Genomic DNA, 19,702 nt, shown 5'->3' with positions numbered 1-19,702 from the left:
GCCGGCTTTCTCGCCGGGGATGAAAGCTAAGATCGCGTTGGAGGTCATGACCCGCAAGCTCAGCTGCCTGGATGCTGCTAACAGAGTACCGATGCAGGGGGGCGGAACAACCCGTAAAGGTGAGGAAGCATTTGTAATGAAAGTGGAGCAAAGGGGTTGTATCATTCAGCCGAGTTTAGCTGACCTCCTCCCGTTAAATCAGACTGTAAAAGATCGTTTTGGGTTATCTGTCTTTAATTCATTTAACAAAAGAGTAAGCGTGACGATGGAAAACGTCAGCGTAATTATGAAAGGAAAGATTTCATAGCGCAAAAGTACGTATGCTGACAGCGATCCAAAAAGTATGGTAATACTCCAAACTGTTATTGTCAATCGTACAATTTGATGTGCGGACGGATTTTCTCGCATAAGTTTCCCGGATAGGATAAAAATAAGGCTGCTAATGAAAATAACATTTATTATAGGGAATAATATGGTATAGGGATGGATTTCCCATATGGTTTTTGAATGCAGCCGATTATAAACTCTGTTAGTTTTCAGGTCAAACCATTTCATGGTAATATAAGAAACTGTGTCAAGACCCATATTGTAAAACCCCATAAATTCGATGTCCGGAGCATAATAGGCAATGAAATTGGGAACCGCGAAGTAATGCAAATAATTTATAGGGTGCCTGCGGATGAGCCAATATCCATAACTTCCGTACAATTTACCCATTACAGCATACCGTTGGAAACCTCCTGTAATGCTGTCTCTTGAATAACATAATGACATATAGTACTTTAGCGGAGCATGATCGTTCCATTGGTAATAAACGCTTACATATGAATCCGGTCTTTCCTTGAAGGTGTTCAACCACACCATATGTTCGTTCACAACTTTGTGTAACGGTCGAAATTTAGGTGGTACCTGATTCAATGAATCTAGTCTCGAATGAGCGTAACCGTATAGAGCATTTGCTGCAAGCTGCCAACCTCCAAATGACGATAATTGAGTGGTATTCGTATATTTTTGATATTTTTTGACGGTGATAAAAATATATCCTGAAATGCAGACTAGAATCAAAGCGATGCAAGCTACCTTAGCAATAGCTTTCATTTTTAAGAACATAATTGTCGCTATGCTTATTAGTGGATAGTAAAGGGCAAAGTAGCGAAGTGAAAATGCCAACATCAGGACCAGTACATGTAGGCAAAAAGTGGTCTTTCGAGGCTCACACACCATCCGGACTAATAGCGAAAACCAACATAGACTTAGACCCACGAACAACGAATCACTCGATATAAAGTTCGAAATATGTAAAACGACCGGATTGCATACGTTGAGAATAAACAATAAGTTGGTTGCCTTTCTCTTTAACTTAAATACTTTGGACACAGTAAACAGGAAAAGCAGGATATTGAGTTCAAGAAAAAGGTATTGAAATAATACTAGCAGCAGGGGGGAATGGGACATAAAATGAAATACAAGTAGGAATTTCGAATAAGCAATGGGCCATGTATTCAAAGGCTGATGATTTTTTGCCGCTTCAATATAGGATGGTGATTCCGGCAGGAAGTTCGGAAAAGGGTAGATGATCTTAAATAAAGTGAACTGCAGAATGAGTAGTAAAAAGGAAGTCAATAGAATGATTTTATGCTCTTTGACCCATTCTTCAAGTCTTGTTTTTAGCGAAGATGCTCTGGTTGTTAGATATCTCATAGTGGTGGTAAGGCTGGCTGTTTGATATATGGGGATGACTAAATTTGTCGGCCCTAAAAATCGGTTAGAGAATCCGGTTGCGTAGCAAATGACCCAATGCTATTGTCTGATGGTCCGCAGTCTGTTTAAGCTTGACAATTGATTCATGCCTTCAATTTAAGAAGGTTGTCTGCAAAGCAAACGCAGTATTGCTGTTCCCAATACCAAATCAACGATAGAGAGCATTATTGAAAGATAGAATATTCCCTTTTCCATGACAGATTCATCTTCCAACCGTGCAAGCTGCACAGTCGGCCAGATGCTGGCCAAATCAGAATAGGAATAAGCCGGATAACAATGAACTGGCCGCGGCATTACAACCGTCTTATACGACTTACCTGGAGACGCCACGGGATCAGCTGGAGTTGAGCTTTTAATGGCCCTGCGGATCTGCCGGTTTTTATGGTCGGTGTTGCGGGCGCAGGAGAAAAGAGATCGGAAGGTAAACACCCGAGCAACTACAAGTAGGCCGGCTCAAAAAGGCCAGCTTTTTGTCAACTTTTTTTCCGGACGGGACATTTTGTGCATGACAACTATGGTTTAGATCCACTGGTATCAAACTCCAGCCCCGTATCGATACCTTTCAGGGCAGCGGGAATGCCTTTTGTCATCCATTTCGGTGCAGGTTCTCCTTTGAGATAGTAGTTAAAGAACTGGAACATTCGCTCAGTTAGATCTTTTTTCGCCAGTTGGCCCGCAAGGTTGTGGTTTTCTCCGTCATATTGTAGCATCCACACCTTTTTCCCGAGCCTTCTTAAAGCCGTGAAGAATTCGATGCCCTGTTGTACAGGCACATTGGCATCCTCAGTATTAGCCATCATCAAAAGCGGCGTAGTGACCTTGTCTGCCCGTAATACGGGCGAATTCTCTATATAAAGATCCGGACGTTGCCAAGGCGTCGTGCCCATCCGGTCTCGGTACAATTCATATTGTCTTTGCCGACTGGTCCCATCATAGATGATGCTGCCATACGCGCTTATGAAATCAGACATGCCCGAAACCGACATCGCAGCAGCAAACAGATGACTATGCGTGATCACATAATTGGTCTCGAAGCCCCCAAAGCTAAAACCTTGTAAGCCCATCTTTTTATCATCCACATAGCTTCTGCTTGCCAAATACAAGGCGCCGGAGACGATCGCATTGTAAGCACTTTTACCAGGCCGTCCAACCTTGTAATGGATATCCGGCGTAAAGACTAAATATCCGTGGCTTACGAAAAATGGGATGTTCAATTCCGAATTACTGGGCTCAGGCCTGATGAAATTGTGCAAGTTATCGGACTTTCTTTCATAGTAGTGAATCAGCATCGGGTATTTTTTGTGGGGGTCGAAATTCTCTGGCTTATATAATATTCCCTGATCGATGGTGCCATCGAAAGTCTTCCAGGTAACCAATTCAGTAGTCAACCAATTAAAATTCCGCTCAGGGAATATATTCGATATTCTGGTGTAGTGACTAAAATCAGTGGTGAGGAACAAATTCATGGATTGCTCTGCCGTCATTCGGCCGACGACATATAGGTTCGTGTCTCTGGCTTTAACAGGTGCAGATTGCTCCCATGCAAATGGTTCCAGGCTAACGTGATTGGCTGACATTAACGAATCAAAAGAGAGATTAATAAGCCCTTGCTTCTTGCTGTTTCTGTCAAAAACATTTAACAGAACGTTCTGATGTAGATCCACGATGGGCATAGGAGTTAATGGATGAATTCGATATACGAGATCTTGGCCGTTACTTTTGCCATTCGTCAAACACAACACCTTTGTCTTGCTGGTCGGATCTAGCCTAAAAATATCATTTCGATCGTATACCAATAAAGCATCCGAATTCCTGATCCATCCGGCAAACCCATAAATGTCATGTGCCGAATCCGGCTCATCCCCCCTTTCAAGTTCAATCCATTTGGCATTTACCTCCGAAGTCATATTCATACGGCTACTATCTGCAATGCGATAGCACCAGTAATTTTTTGTGGCAGCATCATAAAAATAAATATAGTTTTCATTGTAGGATAGGAGGTACTCTGACCGGTAGCCCGGCCCAAAACCTTGATTTAGAAGCCTTCTGGTTCCATCTTTTAGAGAAAAAAGGTAAACGGACGTCCAGCAATTTTTATTCCAATTCCATTCGTTTTCTAGGTCACCATCACCGTGTCTTGCCAATAGCACAAAGTTCGTTTTCCTGTCCGAAAATGGTATACCAACCAGCCCTTCATCGTCATGCAAGCAAAATATCGTTTTATCGTTAATATTGATCACCGCCATAGATTCCTTGTCGCCATTGGCATGCTCATGAAATTCAAATAACTGCCGCGATTGTAATTTCGCATCCTTATAGCTCCAGACACCTACCGGCAAGTCATGTCCGACTGCTCGCTTGCCTGCAAACTTTTTGAGTCCAACATAAGTACGATTATCGATACTGTTAAAACAAATGATACCAGTGACACAAATTCCACTATCCATACCAAACGAACGATCGTCGGCGATCCTGTGTGCAGCTGTGTCTCCTTTCCGATACAACCATATTGAGTTGGCAGAACTCTCCTGTGACCTAGGGATATAAAATACGCATCGTCCACTATCACCGTCTATTAGTAACTGACCAACTTTATCACCCTTCCAGATCATGCTATCCAGTCCCGTCGCAACGTCCAACCAATGCAATTCATGGTTTATGATTCCTGCTGTGATTCTCGTGTTCTCAAAGATTAAAACACTTCGTTCGCTATTCACCCAGTAAGCTTCGACCGCCGGCAAGGCGTAATCCTTGTCGCCTTCCATCATTTTTATGTTTGATTCACCGGGTCTTTGCTTCAGGTGATAGACCAAAAGATCCTGGTCTCGTCCACATTTAACAACCTGTTCACTACTCACCCCAGTTATGTACTGCACTTTGGATGGTTGGTGCAGTTCCATGATGCAAATACTATCTCCTTTCCTATAGATCGCTCTTTTGCTATCCTGGGTGAAATAACAGCTGTTAACTCCCGTGAAAAAAAGGCGTGCACCTGTAATGGTAGAATACAACACTAAACTGTCGGAAATCTCACTATGGATTGTATAGGCTACATACTCACCGTTATTGGTGATTCCCTGGAAATGGACCTCCGGCCATTCTTTTCCCGAATCCCATTCTATCAGGTGCTTTTGAGCGTTGGCCGGTAAATACGTAATAAAAACAGCACTGAAAAAGGCAATTGCTCCTCGAAACATAATGTATAAACTTTGATTATTAAACAACATGGTATACGTTGGATGAGGCAACCTCTTTCAAAGTTCGATATCTTCCATGCAGTTCTGCAGCCTGCCGCTTCGAGAAGGCGCTAGTCCATTTATTATTTTTATAATACAATATTGGTAAACAAATACTTGTATCAACATAGTGCAGTTTTGCTGCGATGAAGACTGACAGAAGGTCCGACAATAGGGCGTATGTATGAGAAAAAGAGAAAATGAAGATATTGTTTAATTTGTTGTTTTGGGCGCCGCTGGTAGTGATCGCCCAGGGTGCCCATTTCGAAAACGGATTGAGTTGGCAGCAGATCAGAGAGAAGGCCATAGCGGAGAATAAATATATTTTTGTCGATTATTATGCCACATGGTGTAGGCCGTGTAAGATGATGGACCGAAATGTGTACTCAAATGATTCTGTAGGACAGATACTCAATTCGCAGTTTGTTTCGGTGAAGGTGCAAATGGATACCACAAGATATGACAATGATACAGTCAAGGCCTGGTATGAAGATGCACATACATTGGGGACAGCATATAAAATCAAATCCCTCCCCAGCTTTCTTTTTTTCACACCCGATGGGCATATCGTACATCGTGGCCTTGGATATCTTACCGTACAGGAATTTATCAGGCTTGCCATGGAAGCCCGGAATCCAGCTAAGCAGTACTACACATTATTAGAAAAGTACAGATCCGGTAACATGGATCCTAAAGATTTGCCTTACCTGGCACATCGGGCGAATTTCGCTGATGAACCGGACGTTGCCAGAGCAGTTGTCGCCGATTATTTACATAATTATTTGAACAATTCGGGCAGCTCGGAGATTTGTGCAAAGAAAAATCTCGATTTACTCGCACAATTTCCCATGGTCTTGAGTTCAAGCGACAAGGTATTCGAGTTCCTTTACCGCAATGGGGATCTGGCCGATTCGGCCTTGGATAATAAGGGCTTTTCTAAGCGATTTGTGAATTCAGTTATAACCCAGGAAGAAATCAAGCCGATGATTGATGCCGCGAAGACCGCAGGCAAGGAACCAGATTGGGATAGGATTACCAGAAACATTGAGCATAAATTTAGCGTCGCGTTCGCTCAGGAAAACATAATTCAGGCTAAAAAGAGCTGGTATTATGAGAAAAAGGATTGGGAAAACCTAACCAAATACATAGTCAAACAGGTTGATCTCAGGAGAATCCAAAATGACTTGGATCCCGCTTACCTCAATGACTGCGCGTGGTATGTTTTTCAATATAGCGATAACAAGGATGAGTTAGAGAAAGCTGTGACATGGAGCGATCGGGTAATCAAAATGGAAGGAAAACCCATTGGAGGTTTTCTGGACACAAAAGCCAACCTGTTATACAAGCTTGGGAGGAAGAAAGAGGCTCTAGCCCTTGAAGCCAAAGCTGTTGCACTAGAGCCCAAAACCAAGGAAATATGTGAGGCATACGAGAAGATGCAACGGGGGGAACCGACCGCCTGGGTGGTAAGATATAATAATTTAAAGTGAATAAGGGCAAAACACCAAAAAATCAGTCCGATTGCAACTTTTTGAAAAAATACTTGCGGTCAAACTGAAAGACCGCAATAACCAAGTAGTAACTAATATATAAAAGTTATGAAATTGTTATTTTCCCGAATATGGGAAATGGGTAAATCACAGGGTTGCTCGTAATAGAAATAAGGTGCATGACAGAAGATCGATTAGTATCGTTGATCACCCGGCAGCTTTCCGGGGAACTGGCTCCGGAAGAAGTTCTGGAGTTGGAGACATGGACTAATGAATCGACGATCAATCGGGAATTTTTTAAGCGCATTTCCATTGATGCCCTGTCAGATAGAGAAATCGCTCTTTGGAAGAATATCGATCCAGCGGAAGGGTTTGCAAGGTGGAGGGCTTGTTGGAGAACTCAGCGGCATGCCCGAATTCGGCGCATGGCTTCTTGGTCGGTGGCTGCTTCCCTGTTGATTGCAACCACAATAATCAGCCTGATGAAGAGTAGGAATTCTGGCTCTCATCCACCGGCCACCGTGGTGGTCGTCAACAACATGGTAATGCCAGGTAGGAATACCGCGACGCTCACGCTGGCGAATGGGCAACAGGTACTCTTGGATAGTGTGGGAGTTGGGAAATTGGGCATGCAAGGCGCCAGTCAGGTGATGAAAGGGGAAAGTGGAAGTCTCTCGTACGTACAGACTAGTGGAGTGCTTCGAGTGATGACCTACAATGTCCTTACGACGCCCAAAGCAGGTCAATACCAGCTAAAGCTGCCGGATGGAAGCAGGATATGGCTCAACAACTTATCCAGCCTTCGCTATCCCACCGCTTTCCAGGGGAAGGATAGGACGGTAGAGCTCAGCGGTGAGGCCTATTTCGATATCGCCAGGGATGACAACCGGCCGTTTATCGTAAAGGTACAGGACCAGTCTGTGGAAGTGCTCGGTACGAGCTTCAACATAATGGCCTATGCGGAAGAAGGTGGGACCCAGACAACGTTGCTCTCCGGCGCGGTGCAAGTCCGAACTGGCAAGGCGTCCGTGAAGCTCAAACCGGATCAGCAGGCGCAGGTGATGGCAGGCGGCGAATTAAGAATACTCAAAGATGTAGTGAGCCGGGATATCGTTTCGTGGAAGGATGGCTTTTTTTATTTTGGTAGCACTGCTTCCTTTGAAGCCGTTATGCGGCAACTGGCCCGCTGGTACGACGTGGATGTCGTATATGAAGGGAAGACTCCGGACATGGAGTTCGGCGGCAAGATCGACCGCAGCCTGCCTTTGAATGACCTGTTGAAATTCCTGGATAAAAACCAAATCCACTTCCGATTGCAAGGCCGCAAGCTGATTGTCCTGCCAAACTGAAGCACTGTAACATTGCGGTCCAAGTCTTAATCTTTGCATATACCACAATCATTAAACCTAGCTTTTCTCCTGCATTTTAAACCATCTGAGATGCAACCAAAACTTGCTTTTCGCGCCATACCCTTATCTGGGTAAAGGTCTATCCCCAAGGGATTTGCTTATTGATCATCGATTATTAACCCCAAAAATCAAAAGTACATGGAAATTTCCATTTCGGGAGCAGGGCTTCTTTGCGCCATTCCGAAGCTCATCCCACAACATCTGCGAAGAGTCATAAAATTGATTGTTCTGTTATTGACTGCTGTCTGCATAAATGTGAGCGCCCATAGCTTTTCCCAGAAAGTAAGCTTTAGTGGGAAAAATGTGCCGCTGACGGCCGTATTTGCGAGCATCGAGAAGCAGACCGGCCTGTCCTTCTTTTTTAACTATCAGTTGATCCGTGACCAGGTTGTAACGGCAAACTTCAGAAATCTCCCCTTAGAAGAGGCCTTAGGCGAAGTCCTGAAAGGAAAAAGCCTGGATTTTTACGAGGCGGGAAAGACAGTATTCATTGTGCGAAGGTTGACTTCTGCTGCCCATGACACGTCAGTAGGACAAACTTTAGCATCTCGCCAGTTAAACTTGAAAGGAACGGTAACCAATCAGCAAGGAAGCCCATTGGAAGGAGCTAGCATTACTTTAAAACATGAAATAAAAGGGACGATTACCGATGAAAAGGGGATGTTCGAATTAAAAAACATCAAAAGTGATGCAATTTTGGAAGTCTCATTTACCGGGTATAAGCAACAGGAAATCCGCGTGAACGGTAATTCCTTTATCGCTATTCAATTGTCCATTGCGGATAGTAAACTGGACGAAGCGCAGGTCATTGCGTATGGTAATACAACGCAAAGACTAAGCACCGGCGATGTTACGAATGTGAGCAGTGCCGTCATTGAAAAGCAACCAGTGAATAACCCCTTGCTGGCCCTTGAAGGGCGGGTTCCCGGATTGTTTATTACCCAGGCAAACGGATTGCCTGGAAGCGCTATTACTATTCAGATTCAAGGCCAAAACAGCATTCAAAACGGTAACGATCCTTTTTATGTCATCGATGGGGTGCCATATAATTCCGAACTTTTACCCAATTGGAGTGCGACTAATGGGCCATTGGGAGCTTCCACTTCCAGGGGGGCCTCGTTAGCCTGGGGGGGCAATCCCTTTACTTATATCAATCCTTCGGATATCGAAAGTATCTCGGTACTCAAGGACGCCGATGCAACGGCTATCTATGGTACACGCGCTGCCAACGGAGCCATAATCATCACAACAAAAAAGGGGAGGGCCGGCGAAACAAAACTAGATATCAATTTTCAACAAGGCTGGGGACACGTGCCGAGAAAGCTTAATCTGTTGACTACTCCGCAATATTTGGAAATGAGGCATGAAGCACTCAGTAATGACGGACTCACTCCAAGCTTGTCCAACGGCGATTATGATCTATTGGCTTGGGACACGACCCGCAACACCGATTGGCAAAAAAAACTAATTGGCGGATCAGCTGCTTACACCCATGCAAATGCCACTATTTCCGGTGGGAACTCAAATACACAATTTCTTGTTGGAGGTACCTACCATCGGGAAACAAATGTGTTCCCTGGTAGCTTCGCAGATCAAAAGGGAAGTTTACATTTTAATATTAATAATGTTTCCACTAATCAGAAATTTCATCTCCAGCTATCAGGCAATTATTTGGTAGATTACAACCAATTACCTACTGTTGATCTGACAGCTTCAGCCATTACCCTGCCACCGGATGCCCCGCCGCTTTACAACAAAGATGGTAGCCTAAACTGGATGACAAATGCATCGGGAGTCTCGACCTTCTATTCAAATCCAGTGGCCTATACGTATGAGACCTATTTAAATAAGGCCACGAATCTGGTAGGAAATGCACTTTTGAGCTACCAATTGTCGAAAGGGTTAATTATCCGAAGTAGCTTTGGTTACAATAATATGCAGATTAATGAAACCGTTACTTTTCCGTTAACCAGCGTAATTCCGTTTTTGCAGCCATACATCCCGCGAGTCGGTTATTTTACCAACAATAACACAAAATCGTGGATCATCGAACCTCAGCTTAATTATCAAATGGTTATTGGCAAAGGGAATCTTGAAGTTTTGGGTGGAGCAACATTCCAACAAAACAATAATAATGGCCAGCAATTGCTCGGAGCAGGGTACAATAGTGATCTGGTAATTTCCGATATTGGTTCTGCGGCCCAGGTTAGTGTTCAATCTTCTTTAGCCACCGTTTACAAGTATGAAGCCTTGTTTGGCCGGATCATGTATAATTGGGATGACAAGTATCTAATCAACCTTACTGGCCGCCGTGATGGAACCAGCAGATTTGGGCCGGCAAATCGATTTCATGACTTTGGTGCCGTAGGCATAGGATGGGTCTTTTCAAACGAATCCTTGATACGCGACAACATTAGCTTTCTAAGCTTTGGTAAGTTGAGGGGCAGCTATGGTACGACAGGGAGCGATCAGATAGGTGATTATCAATTTTTGAGTCAGTACCGGCTGGCGCCGGCGCAGGTTCCATACCAGGGAGCGACCGGACTCCAGCCAAGCGGTCTTTCAAATTCCTATTTGCAATGGGAAGAAACCAAAAAAGAAGAAGTAGGCTTGGACTTAGGATTTTTTAAAGATGCAGTATTACTGAATGCCACCTATTTTAAGAATCAATCTTCAAATCAACTATTGCCTTATAAATTACCGGTGATTACGGGATTTGCAACTATCACAAGAAATTTCCCCGCTACGGTACAAAACACAGGATATGAATTTTCTTTAAACACGATCAACATTAAACACAGGGACTTTTCTTGGACAACTCATGTTAATCTCACATTCCCCAGGAATAAGCTAGTCGCTTTCCCTAATCTCGCTTCATCAAGCTACGCTAAAACACTGATCGTCGGCAAGCCAATTACCATTGTTCAGGCATATCATTATCTGGGAGTTAATGATACCACTGGGATTTATGAGTTTAATAGTTTGAAAGGAATTCCTGTTAATACGCCGGTTAATGGCATGGATAATTATTTGGCCCTCAATGTGGATCCCACGCTTTATGGTGGGTTTAGTAACACGTTTCGCTACAAAACACTTTCATTGGATATCTTTTTCCAGTTTGTCAGGCAGAAAGGGCACAACTACTATTTTGGTAGCGGAGAACCTGGAGTTTCTAATAATAACGAGCCAGCCTGGACAATAAACCGGTGGCAAATTCAGGGAGATGTACGGCCCATTCAAAAATTCAATTCTAATTACAGCATATTCGGTCCATGGATAGACGCTTCCTTTAGCGATCGGGCCTATACCGATGCCTCCTATATCAGGTTGAAAAATCTTGCTTTATCCTGGAGCTTTCCCCCGCAATGGAATAAAAAGGCGCATTTGCAAAATACAAGAATATTCATCCAAGGGCAAAATCTGTTTACAATCACCCATTACGTCGGGCTAGACCCCGAAACGCTGAGCTCTACGACGCTTCCCCCCTTAAGGACAATTGTAGCTGGAGTACAATTGAGCCTTTAACTAAAATTCAATCGGAAACATAAACAAACTTATATGAGATTCCCGATATTGATACTTTTTTTGTCTACGATTTTAATATTGCAGGCATGCAACAAATTCGTCGATGTCAACTCGCCTGTTACAAGCATCAATTCCCAGAATGTCTATGCCACCGATGCCACTGCTGCTGCAGTACTGACGGGAGTATATGCACAAATGAGCGCTAACCATTTCCCTACTGGTTCTAGCGCTAACGGATTCGGCTTGACATCAACTTCTTTGTTTTCAGAATTATCTGCAGATGAATTGACACTTCTGCATGGTCAGGCAAACGCCGCTGAAGCAGCTTATTATAACAATTCCTTAGCGTCAAACACCTCAGGAGGAGAATTTTGGACAGGAATTTACCCGATGATCTACACCGTTAATTCGGCTTTGGATGGATTATCGGGAAATTCACTTTTAACACCTGCAGTCAAGCAGCAGCTTATCGGGGAGGCAAAATTCATTCGGGCATTCTGTTATTTTTATCTAGTAAACTTATACGGAGATGTCCCTTTGATCACCAGTACAGATTACACTATGGCGGCAGGAGCAAGCCGAACTCCACAAGCCCTAGTGTGGAGGCAAATTATTCAGGACCTCTTACAGGCACAAAGCTTGCTAAGCCAAAATTATCTTGACGCTACTCTGCTCAATGTTAGCTCCCAAAGGCTCCGACCTACAAGTTGGTCGGCAGCTGCGCTTTTAGCCCGGGCATATTTGTATATGCAGAGTTGGGATAGCGCATCTATAGAAGCTACCGTCGTGATCAACAACTCGACCCAATTTGGCCTAAGTTCACAGAGCAATGCCTTTCTTTCAAACAGTTCTGAAGCGATCTGGCAACTCCAGCCTGTCTTTGCGGGGGAAAACACAGTCGATGCAATAGCTTTTATCCTTCCCGTAAGCGGCCCGAGTAAGGTACACCCATTTTATTTAAGCAATACTTTACTCAACAGTTTCGAACCCGGTGATGGACGACGTTATACTTGGATTGACAGCGTGACAGTTAGTGGTTTAACCTACTATTACCCTTTCAAATACAAAGTAAATACTTTTAATGCACCGGTAACGGAATATTCAACGGTGCTGCGCTTAGGGGAATTATATTTGATCCGGGCTGAAGCCCAAGCGCAAGGCGCTGGAAATGGGATAAATGGCGCCGTTGCCGACCTCAATTCGATCCGCAATAGGGCAGGATTGCCCAACTATGCAGGAGCAATGGATAAGAATTCATTGCTGAAGGCCATCCTTCATGAACGGCAGGTTGAATTATTTACGGAGTGGGGGCATCGATGGTTTGATCTTAAACGTACAGGAGCAATCGATAGCGTAATGGGGCCTCCTGGAAACCGGTGCCTTGGTAAAAGCGGGCAAACGTGGCAGTCCACTTGGGAATGGTATCCGATTCCATTATCTGAACTACAGGCCGACGTCAAGCTTGTTCAAAATAGTGGGTACTGATGATAAATGCTATTCCATTTGCATCCTGATGAAACCGCCCGGCTTAAGAAATTTGCGCCGGGCGGTTTACTATTTGGTCCTAATATTTTAATTCTAGAACCATTTCGCTTTGACTAGTCAGTCGTAATGCTAGCTGCGTTAGTGGAGGAGCATGCAGGAGGAGTCGAGCAATCGGTCCCTGTGGTTGTAACATATTTAATCCCAACAGTGCCAGATAAGCTGCCATGTGCAAAAGTACTGCATGTCGTGGCACTTAAATTTGTCGTATAGCAGTAGGAAGATCCACTCTTTGATGTTTTGAATGCTAATGCTCCCCCAACTAAACCCAGGATGGCTGTTGCCGCTAAGAAAATTTTTGCTTTGTTCATAACGAAAGTGCTTTTTCAGATTCAAAAAGCTAAACTTCAGATTGTTAGATTGCGCCTACTCTAATAAATGGTTTTCGGCTTCCCCATGGTCTTCAGATTTACCCGTCGGTAAAAGATGGGCCGGTTAAATTCCCTGATCTGGGAAATGCTAGCTATTTTATATTTAGGTACTAACTATTTCGTCAAGCACTCTTAATTCAATTTCGGGAATGACTGTTCATTTGACGAGTCGTGGCTGATTTTATAGGGCGGGACATAATTTCATAGAAATCTTATCTTTCTTTCTAGGACAAAATCTGCGAAATTGTCAAAAAAGCGGAGTCAATTCGCTTCGATTAGTTGAGTATTATGCCTTCTGCGTCAGTGTCGGAGCATGCTGGAGCAGATGTGCAAGATGGCGATGCAAACCGGGTGGCTTAAGCAAATTGTCGCAGGGGCTTATTATTTGGCCCTAATATTTTGATTCCAGAGCAACTTCGATTGGACCTAATCAGCAATTATGGATGCCGCGTCTGTTTGGCTGCACATCGGGCGATCCAAGCAATCAGTACCCGTAGTTACAACATATTTAATTCCACTACGGCCAGATAATGAGCCATGTGCAAAAGTACTGCAAGTGACCGAACTTAAGGCTGTAGTATAGCAGTAGGAACTTCCACTCTTTGCTGCTTTGAATGCTAATGCTCCCCCAACTAGACCAAGAATAGCGGTTGCTGCTAAGAAAATTTTTGCTTTGTTCATAACGAAGTGCTTTTTCAGATTCAAAAGCTAACTTTAGATTGTTAGATAATGCCTACTCTAATAAATGGTTTTCGGCTTCCCCATGGTCTTCAGATTTACCCGTCGGTAAAAGATGGGCCGGCTAAAATTCCTAATCAAGAAAATGCTAGCAATTTCGTTTTGCTAATTCGCAACAAGTTCTCTAAGAGTACCCAAATCCACCTCGCCAAGGATTACTTTTTGCAACCGTCGTTGACGATCATAATAGGCGAGATAAGGTATACCTGGCACTTTTAAATACGTTTCGAGCTGCTGAGCAGAATCTCTGACCATTACAACATTGGGATATTTTTCCAACCCAAATAATTTTGTATATCGTTTTATTAAGGTGAATGAATAAGAGGTGATCATGTATATTCTAACGTTTTTAAAAAAATGCATCTCTTTAATGATATTCCTTGTTACTGCTTGACAATATGGACAGTAGGGTTGATAAAGGAAAAGGATAAAAGGGATTTCCGACGATAAATTTCCTGTATTTAATTTTGTAATGCTATCAGCTAAGACTAGATCGAAAGACGGAAGCCTTTGTCCAACCAGATCTGAGCTGAATCGCTTTTTACATCCATTACAGCTCAAAAGAAGAACGATCGAAATTAAGACATATAGCAATTTCATAAAGGCAATTTGAGTTGGGTCCTTTTAGGCGGAAAACAAAAATATGTAGATCAGAAGCAATTGAGAAGATGGTCTGGAAATAATCGCATAAACGCAGGTCGGTGGGTTATGTATCTGGTCATCGTGGGCAAGGCTTATATGAATAACTGGATGCAAGTTACGATCGACAAAAGGCGAATGACAAATTATTGTGGTTTACTGAAGGCACTAAATGGTGTACTATGAGTCAGCAAAATTAAGTGAACCTATCTAGGCTCCTTCTTCATCGTGCTGTCGCTGCAGGAATAACCCTGCGGTCACTTTGCATGGATATGAGATAATTTGGCTGCCCTATCAGTCAATTTGTGCAATTCAAGGTCATATTTCTTGTCTTATTATTTTGTGCGGTGGTCCAATGTTTATTTGGACAGGCCAAGAGCATTCCTAAAAGCTCACCAGATACCGTACCCATGAAAGTAGATACACTAAAGGCCGCCATCGTTACAGCAACATTCCGCCCACAAATGAAGGGTGATACATTGGAATATAATACCGAGCACATTCACTTGCAAAACAATGCTGTTGTAGAAGACCTTCTGCAACGTCTACCAGGTTTGCATATTGGTCCCGATGGTTCCATCATATACAACGGAGAGAAGATACAGCACCTACTGGTAGATGGAGAGGATATCTTTGGTAATGATCCGTCGATGATCACACGGAACTTCGATGCGAGCAAGATCGCCCGGGTGCAGATCCTGGATCGGAAAAGCGAGCAAGCGATATTTACCGGTATTGACGACGGTGCCCGAACCAAAACGCTAAACCTCGTGCTAAAGGAAAGTGCAAAGGGTGGGTATTTTGGAAAGCTTGATGTAGGCGGGAATACAAGCAATTACTATAATGTTAATGGGGCGCTAGCGAGTTTCCGCAACAAGGAACAATTCACTGCCTTGGGAACTATTGCCAATACCGGCGTACTGGGTTCCAGCATCAAAAACATTGACGCCTCGACTTATTTTCTAAATGGCAACACGGATGCGCTCAATGCTTCGGCCGGCACAGGCATTCCCAAGTTCGATGCAGTGGCACTCCATTATGCGAATACCTGGCATGGTCCCGAGAATCATCTGGCGTCAAATTACCAATATAGCCATTACTTTACCCAACCTATGACCGATATCCAAACTTTGCAGATTCAGCCCGGCAATCTCTATAAGCAAGATCAACAAGCTCAGTCTACTAATCAACAAGATCAACATTGGATCTATGGGATCTATAATTGGGCGCCTAATACCCGATCAGCGTTTAATTTTTCGGTTTATGGAACCGATTCCCGGAGTCAAAACCAATTCGGCTCTACGGAGACAAGTAGTCTAAGCGACACCCTTGTCAATACCAGCCTACGGACTATCCAGGATACGGTGATCCGGCAAAAGATTGGAAGCGATATTTCCTGGCGAATTGTAATTGGAAAGCGTACAGATCGAGTTTTGTCTTTCAGAGGTTCGGTTGCAAAGCTTGAAAATACCACGAATGGGTATCTATACGTACTTAATCACTATTACCAGGTTAATGGTTTGATCCAAAGTGTTGACACCATTGACCAGCGAAAGCAATTTGAAAGCCATCCAATAACAAGTGAATTTTCTATTAATTTTTCCGAACCGCTTTGGAAGGGTGTTGTACTGGGATTGGTTTATTGGCAGTTCCAAAGCGGTGACAATCCCCTACAGATGACCTGGAGTCGAGCTGGAGGAAAATACGACATGATAGTAGACAGCCTTAGCAGCCACTTCAAGACTCGGATATTTAATCAAAGTGCGGCCATTTCCTTGCAAGGAAAGGTTGGTATTCTCAGCTATACCATGGGGAACGAATGGAATGCCTACAGTTATCGCCAACAGGATCTGTTGGTCGCGTCCGGAAGCCATCTTAGCTACTTGAATTGGGAGCCTAGACTATTGCTTAACTTTGCCATTAACAAGGAAACTAATCTTAATTTTAACTACCACACTTTAACTCGGGAGCCTTCTATTACCCAACTGATGCCGACAAAAAATAATAACGACCCCTTGCATCTTACCTTGGGGAACCTTAATCTTAAATCAGACTTTAGTCAGACCTTTGGATTAAATTTTCACCGATTTAAGACATGGTTACTTGACCTAGCTCTGACTATGAACTTAACTAGCAATAGTATCAGCACCAAAACGACCACCGACAGCCTGGGGCGACAGATCAGCCAGCCAGTAAATGTGGACGGGACCAGAATGGCTGGTATTAATCTTACTGCGACCCGGAAGGTGCTGGGATTCGATGTCGGAATCCATGCAACAGGGACATATGATCGGACAGTCAACTATGTTAACGCCGATTTGACAGTAAATGATGCATATAGTGGAAGTGGCGGGTTTAGCCTCAACAGGTATGTAATGGATAAATATTCGTTTAGCCTTTATACCACATTTACGTATTTCGACCAGGTAAGCAGCATCAATATTTCCAGCCCCGTCAGGTACTGGACGCAAAGCCACCAAGGGGCAATGACCCTTTTCTTCATGCGAGACTTTGAGATCAACACTAATGCCACCTATACATGGCAGCAAAAGACCAGCGCCTTCTCTGTCAATACCTCGGCGCTGCTCTTGAATGGGTATATCAGCCGCAACTTCCTGCACAACAAACTTGTGGCCAAAATTCAGTTCAACAACATCCTCAACAACAACGCCGGTATCATCCGCTCCAACACGGCCAACATTAACACCCAAAGCTCGACGAATATCCTGGGTCGGTACTGGATGCTTTCAGCGACATACCATTTCGACAAGAAATTCAGGAAGAAATAATGGAGCGGATCTCCTTGGTTGCTAAACGCGTGCGCAATGCAGCGGCCTTTTGTAAATTTCAGAAATTTTCAACTCCCACAACTATGCAAGTCACGATGAGTGATATCAGACTAGGACCGGAACACCTGGAAAGAAGGATATCTGCTCGATTTGGGGATCAGATAAATAGTGGCAAGAGATCGGGTGCGTATAGGCAGCTCATTGAAGAGACAGAAACAGGCTATCCATACAAGCATGGTCGCAAGTTTAGAGTAAAGAGCTTTTACCTGGGGTATCTTTATCATCAGCTTGCACGCTTGACAGAGGACGTGGACAAAAAAAGGCGCTTTCTAGAATGCGCACTAACCCATTATCAGAATTTTATTCAAAGAAAAGGCAATGACGAAGAACAGTTCTTCGCTTGCCTTTCTGCCGGAATTTTATTGCAAGCCCTGGATCAACCCTGGCCAGAGGCGGAAGAAATTTTTTTGGCGGCCTATGAACTGTACCCCCAAAGGGGAGAGCCCATAGATCAAATAATTCAACATTATCTCTCCATACAACAATGGCCAATTGCCTTTCTTTTCAGCAGTTCTGCAAAGGATCAGTTCTATGGTAAGCTGCCTGACCAGGGAAATTGGGGAATTGATAAGAGCTTTTATAATTGGCGGGTTTTACATTTGCATACAGCAGCATGCTTTTCTTTAGGTAGAATGCAAGAGGCAACGGAGACGTTTTGTTTTCTTCATAGTTTGACCCTGAGACACTTAGAAATATTCCTCCGGGAAGAGATCGACCTAATCTGGAGTCAAAAAAACCTATTCCCTGAATTTGAAATATATGCCACGAATAGCGCTTAATATCATTTGCAAGAATGAAAACCATATCATTTTGAGAATGTTAGGATCTGTGAGGCCAATCATTGACCTCATTGTAGCTGTTGATACCGGATCTTCTGACAAGACGATCTCAACCATTAAAGAATTCGGTAGCAGCGCGGGTATTCCTTCATTCGTTTTTGAAAGGCCTTTTGACAATTTTTGTAACTCCAGGAATTATGCGCTCGATAAGCTCCATAATGTCGTTGCGGAATTAGGTTGGCTTCCTGCAGAGGTCTGGGGCCTAATCGTCGATTGCGATGAGGTCCTGCAAATTTCGGATAAATTTGCTAAGGGCCAGCTCGAAACCGATCTTTATCTTGTAGCAGTTAAACGCGAAGAAGAGATTACTGTAAGGCGGGCGCTTTTTAAGCTCTCAGGGGGATTTAGGTGGGAAAGTCCGGTTCATGAGATGATAGTCTGGAAAGATGTAGCTATCACGGTATCTGGCATGAGGGAGCTATTTATTAAATATGAAACCAAAGGCGCCTCATGGAAAGGGAATTTAGAAAAAAAATTTCTAAATTATGTGCGAATTTTATTGGAACATGAAGCTGAGGGGCATAGCGATTGCAGAACGCTGTATAATATTGGCGACAGCTATATGGCTGCAGCAGATTGTTGCAAGTCTAAAAATAAAGCAAGAGAATATCGCTTAGCAGCAAAAAAATATTATATAACAGCATTAAACCTGACAGAGATTGGAGTGCAGGAAAAGGTGATTATTTCTCAACATTTAGCCGAAAGTATGGACTTTCTTAAGGAAGAATGGCCAAAAACCCAGGAATTATTGTTGAGTGCATATTCACTTTATATGCAGAAGGCGGAATCGCTCGCGGAGATCATTCGCCATTATATGACCGCAAAAAAATGGAACATTGCTTATTTATTCAGCTCTTTTGCATACAAGGAGTGTAACGGCAGGCCGCCGGCGCTTGATGTAATAGGTGGAATGATCAACATTAATTTGTATGAATGGGAGCTTTTGCTTTATTATTCAATCTGTTGCTATTTCACGGGAAGGGGCCAGGAGGCTAAAATGCTGCGTAAACAATTGATGCATTATGTTCTAACACATATGGACAACTTCACCATCAAGGACCTTATCTTAATTCAGTACAATTCGCCATTTTATTTAGCTGTAAGATCCCTCAAGCGGCGATTACGCCACCAGTAACAAAATTCTGTCTTTAGTGCACCTACAAAATTTGCTACCTGCCCTATAAACATTGTAACTTAGTTACGCATAAAAGCGCACAAGCGTTATTTTTTGGGATCCTATTTTTATCCTGATTAAGCATATCAACCGTCCTAACTTGAGGACAGTTTCCTTATACCTTATTTT

The 19,702-nt window shown here is 43.4% G+C and carries 11 protein-coding genes; 8 read left to right on the top strand and 3 right to left on the bottom strand.

Going from position 1 to position 19,702, the window contains the following annotated elements; translation table 11 throughout:
- Positions 1-19 precede the first annotated feature (19 nt).
- The gene (locus tag IEY39_RS27880; protein WP_188937856.1) at positions 20-307 is read left to right on the top strand and encodes a hypothetical protein; all 288 of its coding nucleotides are present in this window, start codon (positions 20-22) and stop codon (positions 305-307) included.
- A gap of 1,966 nt (positions 308-2,273) precedes the next feature.
- Here IEY39_RS27880 and IEY39_RS27875 read toward each other — a convergent pair.
- Complete coding sequence (locus IEY39_RS27875) at positions 2,274-4,958, bottom strand: alpha/beta hydrolase family protein (protein WP_188937854.1); 2,685 nt, start codon at positions 4,956-4,958, stop codon at positions 2,274-2,276.
- Positions 4,959-5,197: 239 nt separating this feature from the next.
- Here IEY39_RS27875 and IEY39_RS27870 point away from each other — a divergent pair, with 239 nt between their 5' ends.
- From IEY39_RS27870 to IEY39_RS27855, 4 genes are all read left to right on the top strand, one after another.
- On the top strand, positions 5,198-6,487 hold the full coding sequence (locus IEY39_RS27870) for a thioredoxin family protein (protein ID WP_188937853.1): 1,290 nt from the start codon (positions 5,198-5,200) through the stop codon (positions 6,485-6,487).
- A 482-nt stretch (positions 6,488-6,969) separates the two neighbouring features.
- On the top strand, positions 6,970-7,836 hold the full coding sequence (locus tag IEY39_RS27865; RefSeq protein ID WP_188937851.1) for a FecR family protein: 867 nt from the start codon (positions 6,970-6,972) through the stop codon (positions 7,834-7,836).
- A gap of 198 nt (positions 7,837-8,034) precedes the next feature.
- Positions 8,035-11,421 carry a SusC/RagA family TonB-linked outer membrane protein gene (locus IEY39_RS27860; protein WP_188937849.1) on the top strand — a complete coding sequence of 1,129 codons (3,387 nt, stop codon included), beginning with the start codon at positions 8,035-8,037 and terminating at the stop codon, positions 11,419-11,421.
- 33 nt (positions 11,422-11,454) lie between these two features.
- Positions 11,455-12,906, top strand: coding sequence for a RagB/SusD family nutrient uptake outer membrane protein (locus tag IEY39_RS27855; protein ID WP_188937842.1), 1,452 nt, complete (start codon positions 11,455-11,457; stop codon positions 12,904-12,906).
- A gap of 854 nt (positions 12,907-13,760) precedes the next feature.
- Here the strand turns inward: IEY39_RS27855 and IEY39_RS27850 are convergent.
- Together IEY39_RS27850 and IEY39_RS29965 are read right to left on the bottom strand one after the other, a co-directional pair.
- Positions 13,761-14,015, bottom strand: a complete 255-nt coding sequence (locus IEY39_RS27850; protein WP_188937840.1) for a hypothetical protein — start codon at positions 14,013-14,015, stop codon at positions 13,761-13,763.
- Between the two features lie 162 nt (positions 14,016-14,177).
- Positions 14,178-14,405, bottom strand: coding sequence for a hypothetical protein (locus IEY39_RS29965; protein WP_229689117.1), 228 nt, complete (start codon positions 14,403-14,405; stop codon positions 14,178-14,180).
- Between the two features lie 716 nt (positions 14,406-15,121).
- On the opposite strand from IEY39_RS29965, the gene IEY39_RS27840 reads away from it, so the two are divergent.
- The 3 genes from IEY39_RS27840 to IEY39_RS27830 are packed head-to-tail and all read left to right on the top strand — an operon-like array spanning position 15,122 to position 19,534.
- Positions 15,122-17,500, top strand: a complete 2,379-nt coding sequence (locus tag IEY39_RS27840; RefSeq protein WP_188937836.1) for an outer membrane beta-barrel protein — start codon at positions 15,122-15,124, stop codon at positions 17,498-17,500.
- On the top strand, positions 17,500-18,339 hold the full coding sequence (locus IEY39_RS27835; protein WP_188937834.1) for a hypothetical protein: 840 nt from the start codon (positions 17,500-17,502) through the stop codon (positions 18,337-18,339). Before IEY39_RS27840 ends, IEY39_RS27835 begins: the two co-directional genes overlap by 1 nt.
- Positions 18,320-19,534: a glycosyltransferase family protein gene (locus IEY39_RS27830; RefSeq protein WP_188937832.1), complete on the top strand. Its 1,215-nt coding sequence runs from the start codon at positions 18,320-18,322 to the stop codon at positions 19,532-19,534. The genes IEY39_RS27835 and IEY39_RS27830 overlap by 20 nt, the downstream gene beginning before the upstream one ends.
- Positions 19,535-19,702 lie beyond the last annotated feature (168 nt).

This window comes from Puia dinghuensis (genome assembly GCF_014642875.1).
GTDB lineage: Bacteria > Bacteroidota > Bacteroidia > Chitinophagales > Chitinophagaceae > Puia > Puia dinghuensis.
Note: the sequence above shows the minus strand (reverse complement) of the source record. Positions and strands in the feature narration are given on the sequence as shown.

What these genes read in the sequence shown, in the direction of transcription:
- IEY39_RS27870 (WP_188937853.1), top strand. Translation starts at nt 5,198, where the DNA reads ATGAAGATATTGTTTAATTTGTTGTTTTGGGCGCCGCTGGTAGTGATC.
- IEY39_RS27860 (WP_188937849.1), top strand. Translation starts at nt 8,035, where the DNA reads ATGGAAATTTCCATTTCGGGAGCAGGGCTTCTTTGCGCCATTCCGAAG.
- IEY39_RS27865 (WP_188937851.1), top strand. Translation starts at nt 6,970, where the DNA reads ATGAAGAGTAGGAATTCTGGCTCTCATCCACCGGCCACCGTGGTGGTC.
- IEY39_RS27875 (WP_188937854.1), bottom strand. Translation starts at nt 4,958, where the DNA reads ATGTTTCGAGGAGCAATTGCCTTTTTCAGTGCTGTTTTTATTACGTAT.
- IEY39_RS27850 (WP_188937840.1), bottom strand. Translation starts at nt 14,015, where the DNA reads ATGAACAAAGCAAAAATTTTCTTAGCAGCAACCGCTATTCTTGGTCTA.
- IEY39_RS27830 (WP_188937832.1), top strand. Translation starts at nt 18,320, where the DNA reads ATGCCACGAATAGCGCTTAATATCATTTGCAAGAATGAAAACCATATC.
- IEY39_RS27835 (WP_188937834.1), top strand. Translation starts at nt 17,500, where the DNA reads ATGGAGCGGATCTCCTTGGTTGCTAAACGCGTGCGCAATGCAGCGGCC.
- IEY39_RS27855 (WP_188937842.1), top strand. Translation starts at nt 11,455, where the DNA reads ATGAGATTCCCGATATTGATACTTTTTTTGTCTACGATTTTAATATTG.
- IEY39_RS29965 (WP_229689117.1), bottom strand. Translation starts at nt 14,405, where the DNA reads ATGATCACCTCTTATTCATTCACCTTAATAAAACGATATACAAAATTA.
- IEY39_RS27840 (WP_188937836.1), top strand. Translation starts at nt 15,122, where the DNA reads ATGAAAGTAGATACACTAAAGGCCGCCATCGTTACAGCAACATTCCGC.
- IEY39_RS27880 (WP_188937856.1), top strand. Translation starts at nt 20, where the DNA reads ATGAAAGCTAAGATCGCGTTGGAGGTCATGACCCGCAAGCTCAGCTGC.